Origin of the sequence: Nocardia huaxiensis, assembly GCF_013744875.1 — a bacterium.
GTDB lineage: Bacteria > Actinomycetota > Actinomycetes > Mycobacteriales > Mycobacteriaceae > Nocardia > Nocardia huaxiensis.
The window spans coordinates 4,394,939-4,415,553 of record NZ_CP059399.1 but is presented as its reverse complement, the minus strand read 5'-3'; the positions used below and the strand labels follow the sequence as shown (position 1 = coordinate 4,415,553).

The window sequence follows — 20,615 nt, the reverse complement described above, 5'->3', positions numbered from 1 at the left end:
TCTATCTACTTGCTGCCGGGTGTCACTCGTAGGCGACTTGCCAGCTCTTGATGCCGTTGAGCCAGCCCGAACGCAGGCGCACCGGCTCGGAGATCTGGCGCAGGTTCGGCATCACGTCGGCGATGGCGTTGAACATGAGGTCGATCTCGAGGCGCGCGAGGTTCGCACCCACACAGTAGTGGGTTCCGGTGCCGCCGAAGCCGACATGCGGATTCGGGTTGCGCAGAACATTGAACTGGTACGGGTTCTCGAAGTGCTTCTCGTCGAAGTTGGCGGCGCTGTAGAACATTCCGACGCGCTGGCCGGCCTTCAACTCCTGGCCGCCGAGGACGGTGTCCTGCATGACGGTGCGCTGGAAGGCGATGACGGGGGTCGCCCAGCGCACGATCTCGTCGGGCGCGGTGCGGGGGCGCTGCTCGCGGTAGAGCTCCCACTGGTCGGGGTGGTCGACGAAGGCCTTCATGCCGTGGGTGATGGCATTGCGGGTGGTCTCGTTGCCGGCGACGGCCAGCAGGATGACGAACCAGGCGAATTCCTCGGAGTTGAGGGCTTCGCCGTCGACGTCGGCGTTGAGCAGCGTGGACATGATGTCCTCGGCGCCGTTCAGGTCGACCGGGCAGCCCTTCTTGCCTTCGGCCAGGTTCCACGAGTAGCCCATGACCTCGGCGGTGGCGACCTTGTGATCGCCCTCGAAGGACGGGTCGTCGTAGGAGATCATCTGGTTGGTCCAGTCGAAGATCTTGCGGCGATCTTCCTGCGGGATGCCGATGAGTTCGGCGATGGCCTGCAGCGGCAGCTCGCAGGCGACCTGCTCGACGAAGTCGCCGGAGCCGGTCTTCTTGGCCTCGTGCACGATTCGCTCGGCACGATCGCGCAGCGCGTTGCGCAGCGATTCGACGGCGCGCGGGGTGAAGCCCTTGGAGATGATGCGGCGCAGCTTGGTGTGGCGCGGCGGGTCCTGGTTCAGCAGCAGGAAGCGCTGGACCTCGATCTCCTCGCGCAGGATGTCGCCGTAGAAGCGGATGACCGCGGTGTTCTCTTCCGAGGAGTACACATCGGGAGTCTTGGAGATCTCCTTGATGTCCTCGAGCTGGGTGACGGCCCAGTAGCCGTCGTCCTTGAATCCGCTGTCCTTCTGCGGCACCCACGTGACGGGCGCGGTGCGGCGCAGTTCGGCGAATTCCTCGACGGGAAGTCGGTTGGCGAGCAGGTCGGGATCGGTGAAGTCGAACCCGGTGGGGATGGACGGGGCTGACACGGGTACCTCCTTTGGAACACGTCGCGATGAGTGAACCACACCACACCCCCATTTGTGAACACGTTTTAGTAAATCGTGTTCACTTGATGTGTCAGCGAGGCCGCGGCGAGCGCGCAAGCGCCCCTGACGGCCGTCGTAACGACGCGCGGCACCGTCGCGACATGCGGGGTACCGGCCCACCGGGCACGCCTGGACGCATGATCCAAACCCGTTGAGGTACATACCTTTAGGTTTCCGATCATTGCTTTCCGCCCGGTCGCCGGAACCAGTAATATTTCTCCTTGGCGTCCAACGGGGGGACAGCCATGAGGCTTAGTGTGCGGGGACGGAGCATCGGGATGGCCTTACAGATCGACCAGGAACAGATTCTCGCGTCGCCACCACTCCTGGAGCCATCCGAGCCGTCGGGCAAACAGCGCTGGCAGGCCGAATATCGCCGCCGCCTGCGTCTCACCGACACGCTCGTCGTTGCCGCGGCAGTAGCTTTGGCGCAGCTCATCCGCTTCGGCGGGCTCAACAACAGTGCGCGCGTGGACTGGACCGGCGATCACGACCGCGTCGGCTACGCGGCCATCTCCATCGTGCTCGCCTGCATCTGGGTCGGCTTCCTCGCGATCGGCAACACCTGGTCGCCGACCGTACTCGGCACCGGCCCCGAGGAATACCGCCGCCTGGTCGCCGCCACCATGCGCCTGTTCGGCCTCATCGCGATCGTATCCCTGCTGCTCCGAATAGATTTCGCGCGCGGCTACCTGGCCATCGCCCTGCCCGTGGGCCTGGTCGGTCTCATGCTCAACCGCCTCTTCTGGCGCAAGTACGCGACCCGTCAACGACGGGCCGGTCGGTATCTGACCTCGGTTCTCGTTGTGGGCCGCCGTGATTCGGCCGGCGAGATCATGCGCTGCTTCGAGCGCGACCCGGCAGTAGGTTACTCGGTGGTCGGCGTCTACACCCCCTACGACTTCGTCGAGGAGAACGAGTTCCCCTTGGCGGAAACCGATCTCCCGACCCAGATCACGGAATCCTCTGTGGTGGACGCGGTCCGCTCCACCGGAGCCGACACCGTCGTCATAGCCGCCACCGAGCATCTGGGCACCCGTGGCATCAACGACCTTCTCTGGAAACTCAAGCCCCTGGGCGTAGAACTGGTCGTCACCCCCGGCGTGGTGGACGTGGCAGACCAGCGCCTATCCATCACCCCCGTGGCGAATCTCCCTCTCCTGCACATAGAAAAGCCCCAGTACGACCGAGCCAAATCGTTCGGCAAGGCGGCCTTCGACTTCTTCTTCGCCACCGCGGCCCTGCTGGCCGTCTCCCCCGTCATGCTCACCCTGGCGGTAGCGATCAAACTGACCAGCCGAGGCCCCATCTTCTACCGCTCGGAACGAATCGGTCTCAATGGCGACCCCTTCCGAATGATCAAGTTCCGCACCATGTACGTGAACGCCGACCAGATCCGAGACACCCTCCTCTCCGCCAACGAGGCCGCCGGCCCCCTCTTCAAACTCCGAGACGACCCGCGGGTAACCCCCATAGGCCGCATCCTCCGCAAATACAGCCTCGACGAACTCCCCCAGTTCATCAATGTGATCCGAGGTGAAATGTGCGTAGTGGGCCCCCGCCCGCCGCTGCGCACCGAGGTCGAACAGTATGACCGAAAGATGCTCCGCCGCCTGCTCGTCAAGCCGGGTGTAACCGGCCTCTGGCAAGTCTCCGGCCGCTCCAACCTCTCCTGGGAGGAATCAGTCCGCCTGGACCTCTCCTACGTCGAAAACTGGTCCATGGTCCAGGATTTGCTGATCATCAAGAAGACGATCTCAGCCGTCACTCGGAGCGAAGGGGCCTACTGAGGCCGGACTGCGGATATGGCGCTGGAGTTCTCGGTGCCAGATCTCCAGGGACAACAGGGTCCAGAGGCGGGATTGTTCGTCGCGGGCGCCGGAGGCGTGGTCGTCGAGAAGGCGGCGGACCATGGGGCGGTCGAAGGTGGCGCCCACGAAAGACGAAGGGCCGGTGAGGAGGTCGTGGGCGGGGGCGCGCAGGTGGCCTCGGAACCATTCGTCCAAGGGGACTCGGAAGCCTATTTTGGGGCGGTAGACGAGGTCGGGCGGGAAGTGTTGGCGGGCTAGTTCTTTCACTACCCATTTGGTGGTGCCGTGGCGGATCTTCAGGTGGCTGGGCATGCGGAAGGCCAGTTCGACCACGCGGTGGTCGAGGAACGGTGGGCGGAGTTCGATGGAGGCGGCCATGGACATGCGGTCGCCGCGTTCGAGGAGGTTGTCGGCCAGCCAGGTGTGGGTGTCGGCGTAGAGCATGCGGCGCAGGGAGTCGCCGGTGGCGGAGCGGTAGGGGGTCAGGGTGGTGCGCGTGGGTGGGCCGCCGAGCAGGTGGGTGCGTTCGGCGGAGGTGAAGGGGGCGAACCAGCCTCGCATGCGTTCGGGGTAGGTGGGTTCGGAGATGGCGCGCAGGGCCACGGTGAGGCGGGCGCGGCGGGCGGGGAGCGCGGCTTCCAGGCGGCGCAGGGCCGAGCGCGGGACGCCGGGGATGCGGGTGGTGCGGGCGAAGCGGTATTTGGGGTAGCCGGCGAAGAGTTCGTCACTGCCCTCGCCGGAGAGGACGACCTTGACGTGGTCGGCGGCCAGGCGGGCCAGATGGTAGACGGCCACATCGGCGGGTTCGGACAGCGGGGAGTCGCGTTGCCAGCTCAGGTGCGCCCAGTCGTGATGGAAATCCTGTGGGGTGACCAGGGTTTCGTGGTGGGTGCTGCCGACGATGCCGGCGGCGCGGCGGGCCCAATCGGTTTCGTCGACGCGGGGGTCGCCGAAGCCGGCGGTGAAGGTGTGCAGGTCGGTGTTGCCGCGCTGCTGGACGGCGAGGGCGCAGAGGAGACTGCTGTCCACGCCGCCGGACAGGTAGGCGCCCACGGGGACGTCCGCCACGAGGGCGTCACGGACCGCAGCCCGCAGGGCTTCGTCGAGCAGGTGGACCGCCTCGGCGGGCGGAATATCGAGAATCTCGTTGTCGGAGGGCAGTTTCCAGAAAGCCTCGGTGTGCAGGGAGCCGTCGGCGCGCACGACAAGATGATGGCCCTGCGGGACCTTGCGGACACCTTCGATGAAGGTGTGCGGAGCCGGCACCGACCGGTGCGCGAGGAAGTCGTGCAGGCTCGCGGTGTCCACGGTCGGTGAACCGATCAGCGGCAGCAGGGCTTTGATCTCGGAGGCGAAGGCGAAGACGGTGTCGGTGCGGTAGTAGTACAGCGGGACGATGCCCAGCCGGTCCCGGAACAGATGGGTTTCGTTCGTGCGGTAGTCGTGCAGGGCGTAGGCGAATTGGCCGCGAAGCTTGCGGACGCCGGCCGCGCCGTAGGTTTCGTAGACGGCGAGCAGCACCTCGGTATCACCGCGGGTGGTGAAGGGGTACGGCAGTTCGCGGCGGAGCTGGCGGTAATTCAGAATCTCGCCATTGAACGAGATATGGGTCATGCCACTGGAACCCGTCATGGGTTGCGCGGATCCGCCGGGGTCGATGATGGACAGCCGCGAATGCGCGAAGCCGACCGGACCGGCGCACCACAGACCTTCGTCGTCGGGTCCGCGATGGCGCAGGCACTTGCCCATCGCGGCCAGTATCGCGCTGTCGACCGGGATGCCGTCGAATCGGCGTACACCGGCAATTCCGCACACGTTGCCCTCCGTCTCGCTGTCGACGGTCACGGCGTACCCGGGGCCTCGAACGCCAGGGTAGTCGCGATTCGGTCACGGTTCACGTGATGAAAAAGACTGGCGTGTTTGCGAATTCGAGGTTTACGGCTGCGACGGGGCGGGGAGCGACGCCTCGGCGACAGGTGATTCACCGGTCCGGCTGATGATCTTGGCGGGCACCCCGGCGACGTGTGCGCCGTCCGGAATATCGCGCAGCACAACGGCTCCCGCGCGGATCTCCACCCGATTGCCGACGGTCGCCCCCAGGACGACGGCATTGGGGCCGATGAAGACGTCATCCCCGATGACGGGCCAGCGTCCCTCGCCCGCATTGCCCAGCGTCACGCCCTGATGGATACGACAGCGCGCACCCACCCGCGCACCGCTGTTCACGCACAGCAGTCCCACGTGCGCGATGGAGAGCCCCGGCCCGAATACATTGCGCGGCACCGTGAATCCCATGCGCTCGCCGAGGAGTTTGGTGCGCAGCTGATACCAGGTGAACACCACCCGCCCGATCGGATCGGTGCGCACATTCGCCCAGTACTCGGACTTGCGCAGCAGCCGCTGGAAGTACGGGATGCGCTGGGTGAGGCGATAATGCGCCCGCCACCGGGTCAGACCGTGCGCGGCCAGATCCTCGGCGAGGTAGTGCCGAAGACTCTCCTTGGAGTCGATCACGGCCTGATCCTCCCCCACGACTCGACAGGTTTTCAACCGTCGCAGGCTGTATCGTCGTGCTCTGCGAGGGCGATACAGCGTGGGTGAGGATCGCCTCGTAGGGAGGGTTTCAGTGGGGCGTGTCGGCTGGTACGCGCGTCGGCTGCGGTCGATGAGCGGGCGGGAGATCCTGTGGCGGGCAGGGCGATTGCGCCATCGCGTGGCTCGGCGGCGGGTGACGTGGGAGTCCGCGCGCGCGGGATTGTTCGGGCGGGAGGAGCCGGACTGGAATGTCCTGCTGCGGCGCTTCCGTGAAGGTGCCGACCGACCGGTACTGCTTGATCGCGCACGGGCCCTGCGCATCGCGGCCGAGTATCCCGCCGAAGCCGAAGCGGTGATCGCGGCGGCCGAGCAGATCCTCGCCGGAAAAGTGCGGTATTTCGGGTATCCGCCCATCGACATCGGCACCGACATCGACTGGAATTTCGATCCGCTGTCCGGAACACACTGGCCCCGCGTCCCTTCCGAACGCATCGACCACCGCACCGCCGCCGGTGACCCCAAATGGATCTGGGAGCTCAACCGCCTCCAGCATCTGCCCTGGCTGGCCCAGGCGTACCTGTTCACCGGCGAAGATCGCTTCGCGGACAAGGCATTCGAGCACCTGGACAGTTGGCTCGAACAGAATCCACCCGGCATGGGCATTGCCTGGCGCGGCGCGTTCGAATGCGGCATCCGCGCGATCTCGGTGGCGATCGGGGTCCAAGGCTTACGGGACGCACCCGGCCTGACCCCCGAGCGATTCGCGAAAATCGTCACGCTCCTCGGTGAGAGCGCCCGGCGCTGCTGGGCGGAACGCTCACTGTTCAGCTCCGCCAACAACCACCTGATCGGCGAACTGGCGGGCCTGGCCGCGGTCGCGATCCTGCTGCCCGAATTGCCTTCCGCCGCACGATGGGAACGCGACGCGCTGGCGCTGCTCATCCACCACGGTGAGCGACAGATCCTCCCCGATGGCGCGGGAGCCGAACAGGCCGTCGGCTACCAGCTGTTCACCGCCGAACTGCTGGCCATCGTCTACGCGCTGCTGTCCCTGCGCGGCGAACCGCCCCACGAGATCGGCGCGACGATCGAACGCAGCTCCCACTACCTCGCCACGCTCGTCGGCGAGCACGACCCGGCACCCCGATACGGCGACGACGACGGGGGATTCGCCCTGCGGCTCGGCCCCGAGAACGTCCGGACGGTTCGCGAGCACCTGGGCATCACAGCCGCGATTCTCCCCCCGCACACCGACTCCAGCGTCGCTGCCACAACCATATCGGCGGCCTGGTCGAGGACCGCGCTCAGCACGAACACGGCTGCGGCAGTGAGTGTCTCGCGAGCAATCGCCGGTCGGGCACAAAGCTGCCCGGACGACGGTGACACCGACGCGCCCGGGGACAGCGACCCGCAGGTTCACAGGGTCGCCCAGGGAGACGGGTGCGGACGCGATCCACGAGGGGCTGGGCCGGGCACAATCGTGCGCGCCCGCGGCCTGCTGGGGTCCACCCCGGGGCGAGCCATATCGCGAGCCGGGGCCGGCGAACGGCCGGGCGCCGGGCACGCGGAACCAACCCTGCTGTCCCGCAGCGCCTATGCGCCCGACGGCGGTGTGGTGGTGCTGCGGCCGGGCGACCTGCGCGTGCTCATGGATGTCGGGCCGCTGGGATTTCTGTCGATCGCCGCGCACGGGCACGCCGATGCGCTGGCGGTCACGCTCGCTGTCGACGGGCAGGATCTGATCGGAGATCCGGGGACGCCGAGCTATTACGGCCATCCGGAGTGGCGGGCGGCGTGCCGCAGCACTCGCGCGCATGCGACCGTGTGTGTGGATGATCTGGATCAGTCGGTGATCGGCGGGCCGTTCCTCTGGACGGAGCATGCCGAGGTGCGGGTGCGGGCGGTGGATCTCGTGCGCGGTGTGGTGGACGCCGAGCACGGCGGGTATCGGCGGCTGCGTGATCCGGTGACCCACCGGCGATGGCTCGTCGCGCCGCCGGACGCGTCGGCGGTGGTGGTCGTCGATCTGCTGTCGGGCATGGAAAGCCATGCGGCGCAAGTGTCTTGGCCGCTGCATCCAGCGCTGGCGGCCGAGGCGACCGAGAGTGGGCAGCTGGTGCTCCGGGACGGCACGGCGGTGCTCGCGGTGACGTACGCCGCGACGGCGCCGCTCGAGCCGAATCAGCTACGCGGCGAAGAGGACACCGCACTGGGATGGTGGGCGGGGCTACTGGAGTCACGGGAACCGTCCTGGCTGATCGGCGCGCGGGCCTGCGGCACAGCACCTTTCGCCGTGGCCACCGTTCTCACGCCATTGCACGACGGCGCACAGCCGACTCGGGATGTTCGAATCGAGCAGCGCGGCACAGAGATCCACGTGACCTGGCGCGACGGCGACTCCGCTCGCGCACTGTTCATCGACACCACCCGGGACGGCACGGTCGAGCTCAGCAGCCGCGTTGGAGGAACGCCCGCATGAAGCCCGCGGTCTGATATACGTACTGCCACGCCATGTATCCCGCCGACAGGTTCTCATCGCTGGGTGTCATGATCAGCTCACCGTCGAAGCACTGTTCCAGGATGTATCGCGCCCGCGACAGGTGCGGCACCATCGTCACCACAATGATGGTGCGCCAGCCTTTTTCGCTCGCGATGCGGCGCAGCGCCCGGCCCTCCCCCACCGTGGTGGGCGGATCGGGGGCGAAGCATCGCAGGGTGAATTCGGTGTACTGACTCCGGCAGGGTTCGCGCACCTCGTCGAGTTCGGTGTCGGCGCCGAACGGGTTGGAGTACAGCACATTCTCCGCATACCCCTGGCGCGCCAGCTCCAGTCCCAACAGATACCTGTCCACGCCGTTGCCGCCGAGCACCAGAATGGCGTCGGCGCGGCGCAGTGGATCGACCTGTGGCCGCACGTACACCGGCACCCCGGCGCCACCCAGCGCCATGATCACGATCAGTGCCGTCAGGATCGTGCGGCGCAGCGACCGCCTCACTTCCGCCGCAGCGCCGACCACACCGGCGCCAGCGTCGAAGGCGAAATCACCGACAGCACAACCACATACAGGCCCGCGAAGCCGAGCGCCTCCAGCACCACAAGCCCGAGCCCCGGGGCCACCCCGCGATCACCCGCGTGCAGCACCGTCAGTTCGAGCAGGCCGATGGCCACCGCCGCGAGCACGCCGGCGATGACGGGAGGTATCAGGCAGCGCGCGAGTTCGCCACGAGTCACCCCGACTACGCTACGCGAAAGAAACAGACCGGTGAGTCCCGTGAGCAGCATGGCAACAGACAGCGCCAGCCCCACCCCCGGCAAACCCAGCGGCAACAGCGCTGCCACCAACCCGAGCACCGACACCGCCCCGACCACCGTCATCCAGTTGATCAGCTGCGGCCGCCCCGCACCCTTCAACGCCTCCGCGCTCACCGACATGAGCGCGAATCCGATTCCCACCCCGCACATCACCGACACCAGCTGCCCCGCACCCCGCCACTCCCGCCCGAGCAACAACACCACCGCAGGCTCCCCCACGGCCCCGAGCAGCGCCGACACCGGCACCACCGCCAGCCACATCCACCGCAGCGCGGTCATGAATCCGCGCTTGAACCGCTCCGGCTCCCCGGCAATAGCGGCGAACGCCGGAAATAAGACATACGAACAGATCTGCAGAATCGCCATCACCGGCACGAAGGCCAGCCGCCGACCGTTCCGATAGTTGCCGAGCGCCGCGGTCTGCAACCGATGCCCGACCAGCACCACCTCGGCCGCCTCCACCGCCCGCTCCACAATGCTTTCGATCAGCAATGGCAGCGAGAACCCCGCCAGCTCTCGCCACAGTCCGAACCGGAACCGTCCCCGCAGCGGTCGCCAACCGGCCAGCCACCAGGAGGCCACCACCGACACCACGACCGCCGCGTAATACCCCGCCACCATCGACCAGACCCCGAACCCACTGGCCGCCAGCACAATCGACGTCCCCGCGAACGCGACAGCATTCACCGGATCGACAACGATCCGCCGCTTGAACTGAAAACTACGCTGCATCATGGCATCCGGCACAGCCAGCAGCGAGGTGAACACCACGGTTCCGGCACATACCGCCGCCACGGCCCCCACCTGCGAATTCCCGAACACCCTGGACAGCACCGGAGCCGTTGCCACCAGCACTGCGGCGATCAGCACCCCCGACACCAGAGTCGCCCAGAACACCGTCTCCGCCGCGTCTTCCACATCCTCGCGCCGCTGAATCAACGCATGGCTCAGCGAACTGTGCGAGAACACCACCACGAACGCGGTAAGAAATGTCCCCGCCGCGAACACCCCGACCTCGCTGGGCGACAACAGATGCGCCAGCACCAACGTCTGCACCAGGCCGATGATCTGAACCGCGCCGACGCCCACCGCAGACATCACCGCGCCGCGCTTGAGGATGCCCAGCAGCCCGCCCTGCGACGATCCCGCCGCCGAAGCGCCCTCCGCTTCCTGCGGAACGCCCGCTGTCGGCGACTTGTCCGCTTGTGTCACCGTTGCACGGCGGAGACGACCCGGCCCGCCACCCGAGCGACACGGCCGGAGATCTCCTGTTTGACGGGATGCACCCGCCGCAGTGCACCGGGGAACAGGCTGACTGCCGCGACGATGGCCGCCGCGCGCACGGTCTTGCGCTGTCCGAATGCGTCTTTCGCTGCCTGGGCGGCCGCCTTGTCGTCGCGGTCGAGGAAGGCGAGCTGGGCGCGGCGCAGGAGCACGTGGTAGCGGAATGTCCGCAGTGTTTTGTCCAGTGCGGCTTGTGCTTCCGGGTCCTCCGGTGCGGCCCAGGCGAAGGAGCGTTCGAGTTCGGCCATGAAGGCTTCGACCTTGGCGGGGTCTCGGGACATGGAGTCGCTGCGGATGCGGAAGCGGGCCAGCCGCTGTGGGAGGACGCGAATGTCGTAGTCGCGGACCATGCGGATCCAGATGGCGACCGATTCGTGGAGTTCCTGGCCGCCGCGGTCGTAGCCGCCCACCGCTTCCCACGCCTCACGGCGGACCGCGGCGGTGTAGTACGGGACCAGACCGCCCAGGAGGTCGGCGAGGCGTAGTCGCTTGGTGGGGTCGGGTTTCTGCTTCACATTGGTGGAGCGGTAGTAGCCGACCGGGAGATCAGCGCCGGTGTCGTCGAATCGCACGGCGTCGCAACCGACTGCGGCAATGTCCGGTTCGGCGTCGAAGGCCCGCTGGATGGTCTCGCAGTAGCCGGGCAGGACCTGGTCGTCGCTGTCGAGCACCACGAAGTACCGGCCGGTGGCGGCCGCGGCGGCAGCCATGACGCCACCGTCGTAGCCCTTGTTCTCCTGGCGGACCAGGCGGATGCGCCGGTCCGATGCCGCGTACTCGCCCACGATGGCGGCGATCTCGTCGGACATGCCATTGTCGACGACCACCAGCTCCCAGTCCGGGATCGTCTGGGCGACAACCGAATCGATGGTGTCGCGCAGGTAGTCTTCGGTCTTGTAGGCGGTGGTCAGGAAGCTGAATGCCGGAGGCGGCTGGGTTCCCATGGATTCGCCTACCATCCGATGCCCAGGTAGCCGGGGCGGTTGCGGCGTTCGGCGGCGCCGGGCAGCCGGACGAGGTCGATGACGGTCTGCTCCGGCGCGAGGCGGTCCACCGCGGCCACCACCTCCGGTTCGGCGGTGCCCGCGATGAAGATTTCGCCGTGTGCGACAACGGTTTCGATATCGTCGGTGAGGAGTTCGCCGATATGCGGCAGACGTTCCTCGATGAAGGCGCGATTGGCCCCCATGAGCCGCGACAGCGCCACATTGGCATCGTAGATGCGCACGTCGTAGCCCTTGCCGAGGAGTCGTTCGGCGAACTCCACCATGGGGCTTTCGCGCAGATCATCGGTGCCGGCCTTGAAGGACAGCCCGAAGATGCCGACCTTGCGCCGCCCCAGCGCGATGACCAGGTCGACCGCCCGGCGCAGTTGCGCCTCATTGGAGACGAGCACGTTCTGCAGCACCGGCAATTCCAGATCATGCTGGCGCGCAGTGTGATTCAGTGCGCGCACGTCCTTGGGCAGGCAGGAGCCGCCGAAGGCGAAGCCGGGCCGCAGGTAGGCGGAGCTGATATTGAGTTTGGTGTCGGCGAGGAAGATGTCCATGACGGCGTGCGAGTCCAGGCCCAGTTCGGAGCACAGCGCGCCGATCTCGTTGCCGAAGGTCACTTTCAGCGCGTGGAAGCTGTTGTCCACGTATTTGGTCATCTCGGCGACCGCGATGGGCACCCGGAAGCGCGGGCCGGGCAGGCCGTCGTAGAGGCTCATCAGAGCGGCCCCGGACCGGGTATCGGTCTCGCCCACAACGGTTTTCGGTGGATTCTCGAAATCGCGGACACTGCTGCCCTCCCGCAGGAACTCCGGGTTCACGCACACCCCGAAATCGATTCCGGCGCGCTTGCCGGAGGACTTCTCGAGCAGCGGGATCAGCGTGCTCTCGCAGGTGCCCGGCACCATGGTGCTGCGATAGGCGACCACATGCCGGCCGTCCTTGTCCGCCAGCGCGGCCCCGATCTCCTCGCTCACCCGCTCGAGATAGGCCGTCGAGAGCCCACCGCCCGGTGCGGACGGCGTGCCCACGCATACGATCGAAATATCGCTGGCGGCAACCGCTTTCGCCACGTCCTCGGTGACGGTCAGCCGACCGGAGGCCACCACCCCGGCGATGAGCTCGCCGATGCGCTCCTCCACGACCGGCGTTTTCCCCTGCCGGATGAACTCCGTTTTCTGCGGATTCACGTCCACGCCGATGACGGCGTTCCCCCGGGCGGCCAGGCAGGCGGCCGAAACACAGCCCACGTATCCGAGTCCGAAAACACTGACGGTCAATTCCAGGCCCGTACGGTCTTGTACGTCCACTCTGCACCCCACCACGCATCGTTGTACCGCTGATTAGCTTTATACCAATGTGTTACGTGATTCGTCGGAGTTATCATCGTGCCGTGCAATACGCGGCGTTACCGTGGACGTCGCTGTCGGGGTGAGACAAGAACAGATGCCGGGGACGTCCGCGGGGATGCCGGCTGGGGGCTGCTGAACAATGACATATCAAGACTCGAGCCTGAGCTTCAAACACCGGCTCAGGCGTGTTCATCCGCGCCGCGGCGCACTGCGCCGCACACTCGCCACCCTGGATCGGGCCGATGCCGCGACCATCCGGGCCTTCCAGGAGCAGCGTCTGCGCAAACTGGTGGGTATCGCCGCCGCGCGCTCCCCCTTCTACCGCGAGTGGTTCCGCGACCACGGCATCGACCCGTCCTCGATCCGCACGCTCGCCGATCTCCCACGGCTGCCGCTGATTTCGCGAGCGGATCTGGTGGGCCGGGCCGATCGCTTCCGCACCCGCCCGCGCCGGCTGATGTGGCCGGCCATGTCGAGTGGCTCGTCGGGCCGCCCGGTTCAGGTCTACCGGACCATGACTTCCTCGGTGCTCGAGCTGACCGCGCTGGAACGGCAGTGGAGCTGGTTCGGCGTGCCCGCGGATTCGCGCCGGGTTGTGTTGCGCGGCAATGGTTTCGCCTCGGGCGGCGCGGACCGCCCCACCCTGCTGCTGCCGGGTGCGGGCCAGTTGCTGGTGTCGAGTTTCTATCTGACGCCCGAGCGCATCGACGCCATCATCGAGGATATTCAGCGTTTCGACCCGCACGCCATCGAGGGCTGGCCCTCCAGCATCGCGCTGCTGGCGGCATTGCTGCGTGATCGCGGCGTGAAAATCCCGGTGCGCGCGATCATTACGTCCTCGGAGATGATGACACCCGGCCAGCAGGCTCTCATGCGCGAGGTCTACACCGCCCCGATCGTGGACCACTACGGCCAGACCGAACGGGTCGCCCTGGCCGGAACCTGTGAGGAAGGGGGCTATCACGCGTTCCCGGACTACGGCATCGTCGAACTCGTCCCGCTCGAAGGCTGCGAGGACCGCTGGGAGATCGTCGGAACCCCCTTGCACAACACGGGATTCCCACTGTTCCGCTACCGCACCGGCGACGAGGTGCGCCCGCCCGAACCCGGGCGGAACTGCCCGTGCGGCCGTGCCTTCCCCCTGCTCGGCACCGTCGACGGTCGCGTGGACGATATCTTCACCTCCGCCGACGGCCGTCCGCTCCCGCTGGGCTCCACCGTGCTCGATGATCTGACCGGCCTGCGCGAGGCCCAGATCGCCCAGCGCGCCCCGGGTGTCTTCGAGGTGAGATTCGTTCCCGGCGACGGCTTTTCGGAGCACGAGTGCGCCGCGGAGGTGCGCGCCGCCGTGACCCGCCTGTTCGGTCCGGGGCAGCGGGTGGATATTCGCGTGGTCGACTCCCTGCCGCGGTCGCCGAGTGGCAAGCTGAAGTCGGCGGTTGTCGAGTCCGGTGACGTAATAACGCTGGAGTGAGCAGCGATTTCACCGACAACCGTGAACCGAAGGGATGCCGCAGTGCACAGCTGGGCGGGGGACCGTTGACGACGAATACGTTTCAAGTCCTGATCGACCGGATCTGGCGGCGCCGGCTCCTGGTCGCTGTCATCGGTGTGGCCGTGTTCGCCGGCGCGTACCTGTCGGTGAGCGGTCAGGCCACCACCTACACCAGCCGGGTGCTCGTCTCGGCGGGCTCCACCTCGCGGCCGCCGACCGAGGACGCGATTCTGGCGCAGGGCTACACCTACTATCTGAACGATCCGACGTATCAGTCGAATCTGAAGCAGTCGCGTGAATTCCCCACCGGCGTCTCGAATTTCTCGGCCACCTTCGTGGTGGCCAGTCCGCTGTTCTACATCCAGGTCGTGGCGGACACCCCGGAGGCCGCCAAGGCCGCCGCACCGAAGATCGCGCAGCTGTACGCCGACGACATCAACGGCCGTCTCGACGCCAACCGCGCCGCCACCGCCGCCGAGATGACCTCGGCCATGCGCGCGGCCTGGAACGACCGGCTCAATGCGCAGGACCCGAATGCCTTCACCGCGCAGATCCAATTGCAGCAGGCCATCGACGAACTCAATGCCGACGGCTCGAACCGGCTGACCATCATGCAGGCCGGGGCGGGCGCGACCGCGAACGGCACGGGCAGCAAACGCACGCTCGCCACCGGGCTGGTCGGCGGGCTCGTGCTCGGCTGCGTGGTTGCCCTCATGGCCGGGGCGGCGACGCGGCGGCTGTACACCGACTACGACGTGGTGGAGAAGACCGGCGTCAAGACCTTCGACGTGATTCCGCCCGGCGGCACCCCGGCCCGGGACGGCAAACGGCAGGTGGCGCTGCGACACGTGGCCAACCTGATCGCGAAGTCCAGCACCGGTTCGCCGACTTCCCTTGCGGTGGCCCCGGTTTCGTCGGGTCCGAGTGGCGACAGCCTGGCGCGCGGCATTGCCGAGCAACGCGCGGCGCAGGGTGCGCGCACAGTCTTCGTCAATGCCGATCTGCGCAGCGGCTGGCCCACCGCCCCCGCGCCGGGCGTGGCCGAATTCCTGCGCGGGGCCATTCGCGATATGCGGGCGCTGCGGTCGGCGCGCGGTCCGGACGGCTTCTCCGAGATCGCGCCCGGCGCGGCCGGAGCCGACCCGTACGGCCTGTTCGATCGAGATCGCGTGCGCGCCTTGCTCGCTGCCGCCGGACAGGACGCCGATCTGGTCGTCATCGGGCTGCCGCCCATGAGCACCGCACCCGAAGCGCAGATCGTCGCGGACCTCGCGGACCTCACCGTGCTGGTGATCGAGCGCGGCGTCACGACCTCCGATCAGGTGCACGAGGCGGTCAAGGCGATCAATCAGGTCGGCGCCGAGGTGCTGGGCGCCGTGCTGGTCGACACCTCGAACCGGCGCGGATGGCTACGCCTGCCGCACCGTTCCCGCCCGGAACCGGTTGTGCACGATCCGCTGGCCACCGCCCGGATCACCCCATGACGGCTCCTGCACCGGCCCCGTCGCCTTCGCTCGGTGAGCGGGTGGCCCCGATCGCGCACCGGGTCGCACCGCTCGCGAGTCGCGCCGGCTATGTCGCCACCATCGCGACCTGCCTCGCGGTGGGTGTGGTGGCCCTGCTCATGGTCTCGGACAAGGCGCCGGGCGGCGTCGGAACCGCGGCGGCCGCAGCCGGATTCGCGGCCGTCTGTGTGGTCATCGGTTTGCGTGATCCGCGCTGGGCGTTCGTCTTCCTGGTGGTGGCCACCTTCCTGCGGCCCGCGATTCCCAAGATCCTGCCGACGTCGGACCCGTTCATCCTGGCCTTCGGCGGCCTGATCATCTCGGCGCTGGTGTGGGTGCGCGGGCATCCCGAACGCCGAGTCTCGCTGGGCGCCATCGAACTCGCCATGGTGCTCTACCTGCTGTGGAATTTGAATTCGATTCTGCAGCCGCACGAGTTCACGCCCCTGCTGAGCCCGCTCACCGGTGCGCACCTGGACCTGTGGCGCTACCTGATCATCGGCACCGGCATCCCGTTCGCCACCTATCTGGTGTCGCGGATGATCTTCGGCACCCGCGAATCCATGCGATTCATGGTCACCACCCTGCTGGTGTGCGGCGCGTACTCGGCGTGGGTGAGCATCGCCCAGTTCCACGCGCCCGAGGCGCTGATCTGGCCGAAATACATTGCGCTGGCCCCGAACTGGCCGGATCGCGCGTGCGGGCTGCCGAATCAGCCGGAGGTCAACGGCCTCATCCTCATTGTCGGATTCGTGCTGTCGCTGGTGCTGCTCGGGATCGAGCGGCGTCCGCGCTGGCAGCAGCTGGGCCTGATCGCCATCGCTGCGGCCAGCGCCTATTCGATCTACCTGACGCACACCCGGTCCATCTGGCTGAACTTCGCGGTGGTCGTCATCCTCGGCATGGTGCTGGCCAAGGGCTATCGCACCGGTTTCGTGGTCACCGCCGGCACCGCGGTGGTGGCGATCGCGATGAACTGGAGCGCCTTCACCAGCTCCGATCGCAAATCCGGCGGCATCGGGTCGAAGAACGAGATCCACGACCGCCTCAATGCCGACGTCACCGCCTGGTGGGCCTTCCTCGAGAAGCCCTGGAGCGGTTGGGGTCTGGGCCGATTCGTCTCGGTCAACACCTACCACCACCAGCAGTGGGATCCCGACACCCCGTGGACGCGCGGGCTGGGCATCCCCTCACACGAGAACGAGCTCGGCATTCTGGCCGAGCTCGGGATCATCGGCCTGGCGCTGTGGCTCACCGTGGTGGTGCTCATCGCCCGGCGCCTGATCCTCGCCTACCGGCAGCTGCCCGCCGACGGAATCCTCGGCCGCCCATTGGCTTTCATTGCCGGCACGGCCTTCCTGTCGCTCACCATGGCGGGTCTGTTCGTGGATCTGCGCCTGTTCGACTATCCCAACACCATGGTCTTCGCCCTGGCCGGAGCGACGGTGGGCGCCGCCGAACGTGCCACCCACCGTCCTCGTGTGGACCCGCTGGAAGCGGGCCGGGCTCACCGCGCGGAGATCCGGCGGAAGACCCGCTCGTAGAAGGCGATCAGGTGCTGTCGCGAAGTGTCCCAGGACAATTCGCGCTCCACCCGATCCCGGCCCAGTTCGCCCATGTGCTTGCGGCGAATGGGATCGTCGAGCAGTTCGGCCATGGCTGCGGCGAAGGCGGCCTCGTCATCGGCCGGGACGTAGATCGCGGCCTCGCCCGCGGAGACTCGCGCCTCGATGAGCTCGAAGGAGACCAGCGGCCGGGACATGGCCATGTATTCGACGACCTTGTTCATGGTCGAGACGTCATTGAGCGGGTTGCGTGGATCCGGCGACAGGCAGATATCCGCGGTGGACAAGCAGGTTTGGACGAATTCGTCGGGGACTCTGCCGGTGAACTCGACGATATCGTCGATGCCCAGCTTCGTCGCCAGCGCCACCATATCGTCGTAGGCGTCGCCCGATCCCATGAAGATGAAGTGGCAGTCGTTGCGGTGCAGGGTATCTCGATAGTGCGCGATGGCCCGCAGGGCGTAGTCGACGCCGTCCTGGGGGCCCATGACACCGAGATACGCGGCCAGATAGGTCTTTCCGCGCCGCAGGGCCGGGTCCGGATCACGCGGAACGAACCTCGAGAGATCCGGCGCGCTGCGCACCACGGTGACGCGTTCAGGATCCATCCGCCCGCGTTCGATGGCGACCCGGCGATAGCTCTCGTTCGTGGAGATCACGCTGTCGGCGAAGAAGAATGTCAAGCGCTCCAGGAGAATCGACACCCGGTACAGCAGTCCGGGACCGCCCTCGAAGCGGGACTGGAACAGCTCGGGCACCAGGTCGTGGTGGTCGAACACGAAACGTGTGCCACCGATGCGCAGCACCAGCGCGATGAGGAAGAGCAGATCCGGCGGGTTGCACGCGTGCACCACGTGGACCGGGCCTTCGCGGCGCACCCGCAGCGCCAATCGCAGTGTGTGCCACAGCGCCAGCGAGTATTCGCGCACGTACCCCGCCGGTCCGCCCGTGGCGGCACGCAGCGGATACCGCAGTATCCGCACGCCCTCCAGGGTCACCTCGGCGGCACGGTCCTGCTTGGTCCCCATGGGGCAGATGACCGTGACGCGGTACCCGGCCTCGACGAGCGCCCGGCTTTCCTGCCAGACCCTCCTATCGAAGGGCACCGATAGATTTTCCACCAGAATCAGGATGTGTCCGGTCACCGGTGCACGACCTCCTCGAGCGCCTGTTCGGCGGCCGCGGTGGACGCCGCCAGGCTGAAATGGGTTTCGACCCGGACGCGGGCGGCCTTGCCCATGCGCTGGCGGGTCGGCGCGTCCGAGAGCAGTTCGATCAGACGCTGGGCCAGTTGGCTCGGATCACGCGGCGGCACCAGGTATCCCGTCTCGCCTTCGACGAGCATTTCCGGAATCCCGCCCACCGCGGTGCACACGGCCGGCCGTCCGGCGGCCATGGCCTCGAGCAGCGCGATCGGGAAGCACTCGACGGTCTGCGAGCTGAGCGTGACCACATCCATGGCCCGTAGCAGCGCGGGGATGTCCGAGCGGATCCCGGCCAGCACGACGCGGTCGCCCAGATCCAGTTCACGCACCAGGGCTTCGATGGCGCCGCGTGTTTCCCCGTCGCCGACCAGCAGGAACTTCGCGGCAGGCAGCGCATCGACGACCTGCCGGGCCGCCCGCAGCAGCGTCGCGTGGTCCTTCTCCGGCCGCAGCGTGGCCACGATGCCGACCACCAGATCCTCCGGCGTGATGCCGAGATCGGCTGCGGCACCGCGATTGTCGGAGGTCTCGAACGGCGTCGCGTCGACGCCGTTGTAGATGATGGTGATCTTGGATTCCGGATAGCCGAGATCGTCGGTCATATACCGGGCCTGCGCCCGCGCCACCCCGAAGTAGGCCGAGGTGCGCCGGTCCAGCACCCGGTCCACCGTCTTGCGAAACCGCCCGCGCGGCTCGTTGTCGCCGTAATTATGCACCCACACAATGGCTTTCGGCACCCGCGCGAACCAGGCCGCGATCCGCCCCAGCGCCTCCGCATTGTATCCGCGGGTGATCACCACATCCGGCCGTTGCTTGCGCATGGCCCGCACCAGGCCCCACAGTGCCGCTGCCGCTTGACGTTTCGTGCGATGCAGGGCGAACGCGGGCACCCCGGCGGAGACGAGGTCACCGAACAGCGCGCCTTCCTCGCCGATGCAGATCACCGACGGATCGAACCGGGCCCGATCGAGATTCGGCAGCAGGGTCGTCACATGCCGTTCGGCCCCGCCGACGCCGAGATCCGGGACCACGTAGAGCAGCCGGATCGGTCGGGTCACCGGGCGACCTCACGGTAGAGCGCGTCGAATCGCCGCCAGATGACATCGATGTCGAATTCGTCCCGAACCCGTTCCCACGCACCGGTTCCCAGCCGCGCGCGCAGCTGGTCGTCGCGCAGCACGCTGGTCAGCGCCTCGGCCAGCGGCTCGACCGCACCCGGCGTCACGAGCAACCCGCAGCCCTCGGGGATCTGGTCCGGGATACCGCCGACGGGGCAGCTGATGACGCACATCCCCTTGGCCATCGCCTCCAGGATGGCCATGGGCTGACCTTCCCGCAGCGAGGGCAGGGTGAGAATCTGCGAGTTGTTCACGATCTCGGCGCGCTGCTCCATGGTCACCCAGCCGAGCACCTCGACGGTGTCCCCGATGCCGAGATCCGCGACCTGTTTGCGGGCACGATCGGAATCACCGTGCCCGACGATGGTGAGCCGGGCGCGCACCGGCCCGTCGGCGGCGTCGACCATGCGCTTCCAGGCATCGAGGAGTGTGAAAGTGCCCTTGCGCTCGCCGATCTCGCCGAGGAACAGCACCTGCACCTCGCCCTCGGGGAACTGGTTAACCTTGGTCGACAGTTCCACCGCATTGGGGATCACCAGGATCCGCGCGTCGGCGGTGATGCCACGCAGTGCCTCGCCCCACGGATTGCCCAGCGCGATCACCGCCTTCGCACCGCGCAGCGAATCCCGCATGGCGGCCTGTAGCAGCGTGGACCCGCGATCGTAGAAAACCCGGAAATCGGAGCCGTGCACATGCAGCACAACGGGTCTGCGCAGCGCCCGCGCGATCAGCTCGAAGATGTATTTGCGCACGAAGCTGCCGTACGAGGACACGTGAATGTGCACGACGGTGGGCCGGAATACGACCAGCTGATAGAAGTAGACCGGGAACGAGGCCACATAGGCCGCGATCTTGGTGGCCGTCCCGCCCTTGCGATGGGTGGCCACGTGGTGGATGTCCCAGTTCTTCCACAGCGGCGTCTGCTCCATGTCGCGGACATAGGTCGCCACGCCACCCGGTGTGGATTTACTGGTCGAAACCCACAGGGCTCGTTGCTGCTTCATGCTTTTCCCCTCATTCGATCCCACGTCCACCCTGCACCCCGCCGTGCATCGTTGAAACCGCTAATTAGTTTTATACCAATGTGTTACGCGATTCGTTCGGTATCATCTGCGGTGCGAG

15 protein-coding genes are annotated in these 20,615 nt (G+C 67.2%); 5 read left to right on the top strand and 10 right to left on the bottom strand.

Going from position 1 to position 20,615, the window contains the following annotated elements; translation table 11 throughout:
• Positions 1-22: 22 nt before the first annotated feature.
• Entirely contained in the window at positions 23-1,258 is a 1,236-nt protein-coding gene (locus tag H0264_RS19920; RefSeq protein WP_181578939.1) for a cytochrome P450, read from the bottom strand.
• Between the two features lie 338 nt (positions 1,259-1,596).
• On the opposite strand from H0264_RS19920, the gene H0264_RS19915 reads away from it, so the two are divergent.
• The gene (locus H0264_RS19915) at positions 1,597-3,108 is read left to right on the top strand and encodes a sugar transferase (protein ID WP_181578938.1); all 1,512 of its coding nucleotides are present in this window, start codon (positions 1,597-1,599) and stop codon (positions 3,106-3,108) included.
• Here the strand turns inward: H0264_RS19915 and asnB are convergent.
• Both asnB and H0264_RS19905 read right to left on the bottom strand, forming a co-directional pair.
• Positions 3,076-4,974, bottom strand: a complete 1,899-nt coding sequence (gene asnB / locus H0264_RS19910; RefSeq protein WP_244975884.1) for an asparagine synthase (glutamine-hydrolyzing) — start codon at positions 4,972-4,974, stop codon at positions 3,076-3,078. The two genes, H0264_RS19915 and asnB, sit on opposite strands and share 33 nt — an antisense overlap.
• 90 nt (positions 4,975-5,064) lie before the next feature.
• Positions 5,065-5,643 carry a serine acetyltransferase gene (locus H0264_RS19905; RefSeq protein ID WP_181578937.1) on the bottom strand — a complete coding sequence of 193 codons (579 nt, stop codon included), beginning with the start codon at positions 5,641-5,643 and terminating at the stop codon, positions 5,065-5,067.
• A 151-nt stretch (positions 5,644-5,794) separates the two neighbouring features.
• Between H0264_RS19905 and H0264_RS38665 the strand changes: the two genes are divergently transcribed.
• The gene (locus H0264_RS38665; RefSeq protein ID WP_244975883.1) at positions 5,795-8,143 is read left to right on the top strand and encodes a heparinase II/III family protein; all 2,349 of its coding nucleotides are present in this window, start codon (positions 5,795-5,797) and stop codon (positions 8,141-8,143) included.
• Here the strand turns inward: H0264_RS38665 and H0264_RS19895 are convergent.
• Genes H0264_RS19895 through H0264_RS19880 form a run of 4 tightly spaced genes read right to left on the bottom strand, consistent with a single transcriptional unit; the run spans position 8,112 to position 12,563 of the window.
• Positions 8,112-8,660, bottom strand: a complete 549-nt coding sequence (locus H0264_RS19895; protein WP_244975882.1) for a YdcF family protein — start codon at positions 8,658-8,660, stop codon at positions 8,112-8,114. The genes H0264_RS38665 and H0264_RS19895 overlap by 32 nt on opposite strands.
• The gene (locus tag H0264_RS19890) at positions 8,657-10,189 is read right to left on the bottom strand and encodes a lipopolysaccharide biosynthesis protein (RefSeq protein WP_181578936.1); all 1,533 of its coding nucleotides are present in this window, start codon (positions 10,187-10,189) and stop codon (positions 8,657-8,659) included. Before H0264_RS19890 ends, H0264_RS19895 begins: the two co-directional genes overlap by 4 nt.
• Positions 10,186-11,205: a glycosyltransferase family 2 protein gene (locus tag H0264_RS19885; RefSeq protein ID WP_181578935.1), complete on the bottom strand. Its 1,020-nt coding sequence runs from the start codon at positions 11,203-11,205 to the stop codon at positions 10,186-10,188. Before H0264_RS19885 ends, H0264_RS19890 begins: the two co-directional genes overlap by 4 nt.
• Positions 11,206-11,213: 8 nt before the next feature.
• Positions 11,214-12,563: a nucleotide sugar dehydrogenase gene (locus H0264_RS19880; protein ID WP_244975881.1), complete on the bottom strand. Its 1,350-nt coding sequence runs from the start codon at positions 12,561-12,563 to the stop codon at positions 11,214-11,216.
• 181 nt (positions 12,564-12,744) lie between these two features.
• On the opposite strand from H0264_RS19880, the gene H0264_RS19875 reads away from it, so the two are divergent.
• From H0264_RS19875 to H0264_RS19865, 3 genes are read left to right on the top strand one after another with little or no spacing between them, the layout of a single operon-like run.
• Positions 12,745-14,079 (top strand): phenylacetate--CoA ligase family protein, encoded by a 1,335-nt coding sequence (locus H0264_RS19875; protein WP_181578934.1) that lies wholly within the window; start codon positions 12,745-12,747, stop codon positions 14,077-14,079.
• Positions 14,076-15,584 carry a P-loop NTPase family protein gene (locus H0264_RS19870; protein ID WP_181578933.1) on the top strand — a complete coding sequence of 503 codons (1,509 nt, stop codon included), beginning with the start codon at positions 14,076-14,078 and terminating at the stop codon, positions 15,582-15,584. The genes H0264_RS19875 and H0264_RS19870 overlap by 4 nt, the downstream gene beginning before the upstream one ends.
• Positions 15,581-17,149 (top strand): O-antigen ligase family protein, encoded by a 1,569-nt coding sequence (locus tag H0264_RS19865; protein WP_181578932.1) that lies wholly within the window; start codon positions 15,581-15,583, stop codon positions 17,147-17,149. The genes H0264_RS19870 and H0264_RS19865 overlap by 4 nt, the downstream gene beginning before the upstream one ends.
• Here the strand turns inward: H0264_RS19865 and H0264_RS19860 are convergent.
• The 3 genes from H0264_RS19860 to H0264_RS19850 are packed head-to-tail and all read right to left on the bottom strand — an operon-like array spanning position 17,113 to position 20,497.
• Positions 17,113-18,315 carry a glycosyltransferase family 4 protein gene (locus H0264_RS19860; RefSeq protein ID WP_181578931.1) on the bottom strand — a complete coding sequence of 401 codons (1,203 nt, stop codon included), beginning with the start codon at positions 18,313-18,315 and terminating at the stop codon, positions 17,113-17,115. The genes H0264_RS19865 and H0264_RS19860 overlap by 37 nt on opposite strands.
• Positions 18,312-19,433, bottom strand: coding sequence for a glycosyltransferase (locus H0264_RS19855; RefSeq protein ID WP_181578930.1), 1,122 nt, complete (start codon positions 19,431-19,433; stop codon positions 18,312-18,314). The genes H0264_RS19860 and H0264_RS19855 overlap by 4 nt, the downstream gene beginning before the upstream one ends.
• Positions 19,430-20,497: a glycosyltransferase family 4 protein gene (locus H0264_RS19850; RefSeq protein WP_181578929.1), complete on the bottom strand. Its 1,068-nt coding sequence runs from the start codon at positions 20,495-20,497 to the stop codon at positions 19,430-19,432. Before H0264_RS19850 ends, H0264_RS19855 begins: the two co-directional genes overlap by 4 nt.
• Positions 20,498-20,615: the final 118 nt, after the last annotated feature.

Bases quoted from the DNA above. Each gene is read 5' to 3' on its own strand.
- H0264_RS19915 (WP_181578938.1), top strand. From the start codon at position 1,597: ATGGCCTTACAGATCGACCAGGAACAGATTCTCGCGTCGCCACCACTC.
- H0264_RS38665 (WP_244975883.1), top strand. From the start codon at position 5,795: ATGAGCGGGCGGGAGATCCTGTGGCGGGCAGGGCGATTGCGCCATCGC.
- H0264_RS19885 (WP_181578935.1), bottom strand. From the start codon at position 11,205: ATGGGAACCCAGCCGCCTCCGGCATTCAGCTTCCTGACCACCGCCTAC.
- H0264_RS19875 (WP_181578934.1), top strand. From the start codon at position 12,745: ATGACATATCAAGACTCGAGCCTGAGCTTCAAACACCGGCTCAGGCGT.
- H0264_RS19865 (WP_181578932.1), top strand. From the start codon at position 15,581: ATGACGGCTCCTGCACCGGCCCCGTCGCCTTCGCTCGGTGAGCGGGTG.
- H0264_RS19850 (WP_181578929.1), bottom strand. From the start codon at position 20,497: ATGAAGCAGCAACGAGCCCTGTGGGTTTCGACCAGTAAATCCACACCG.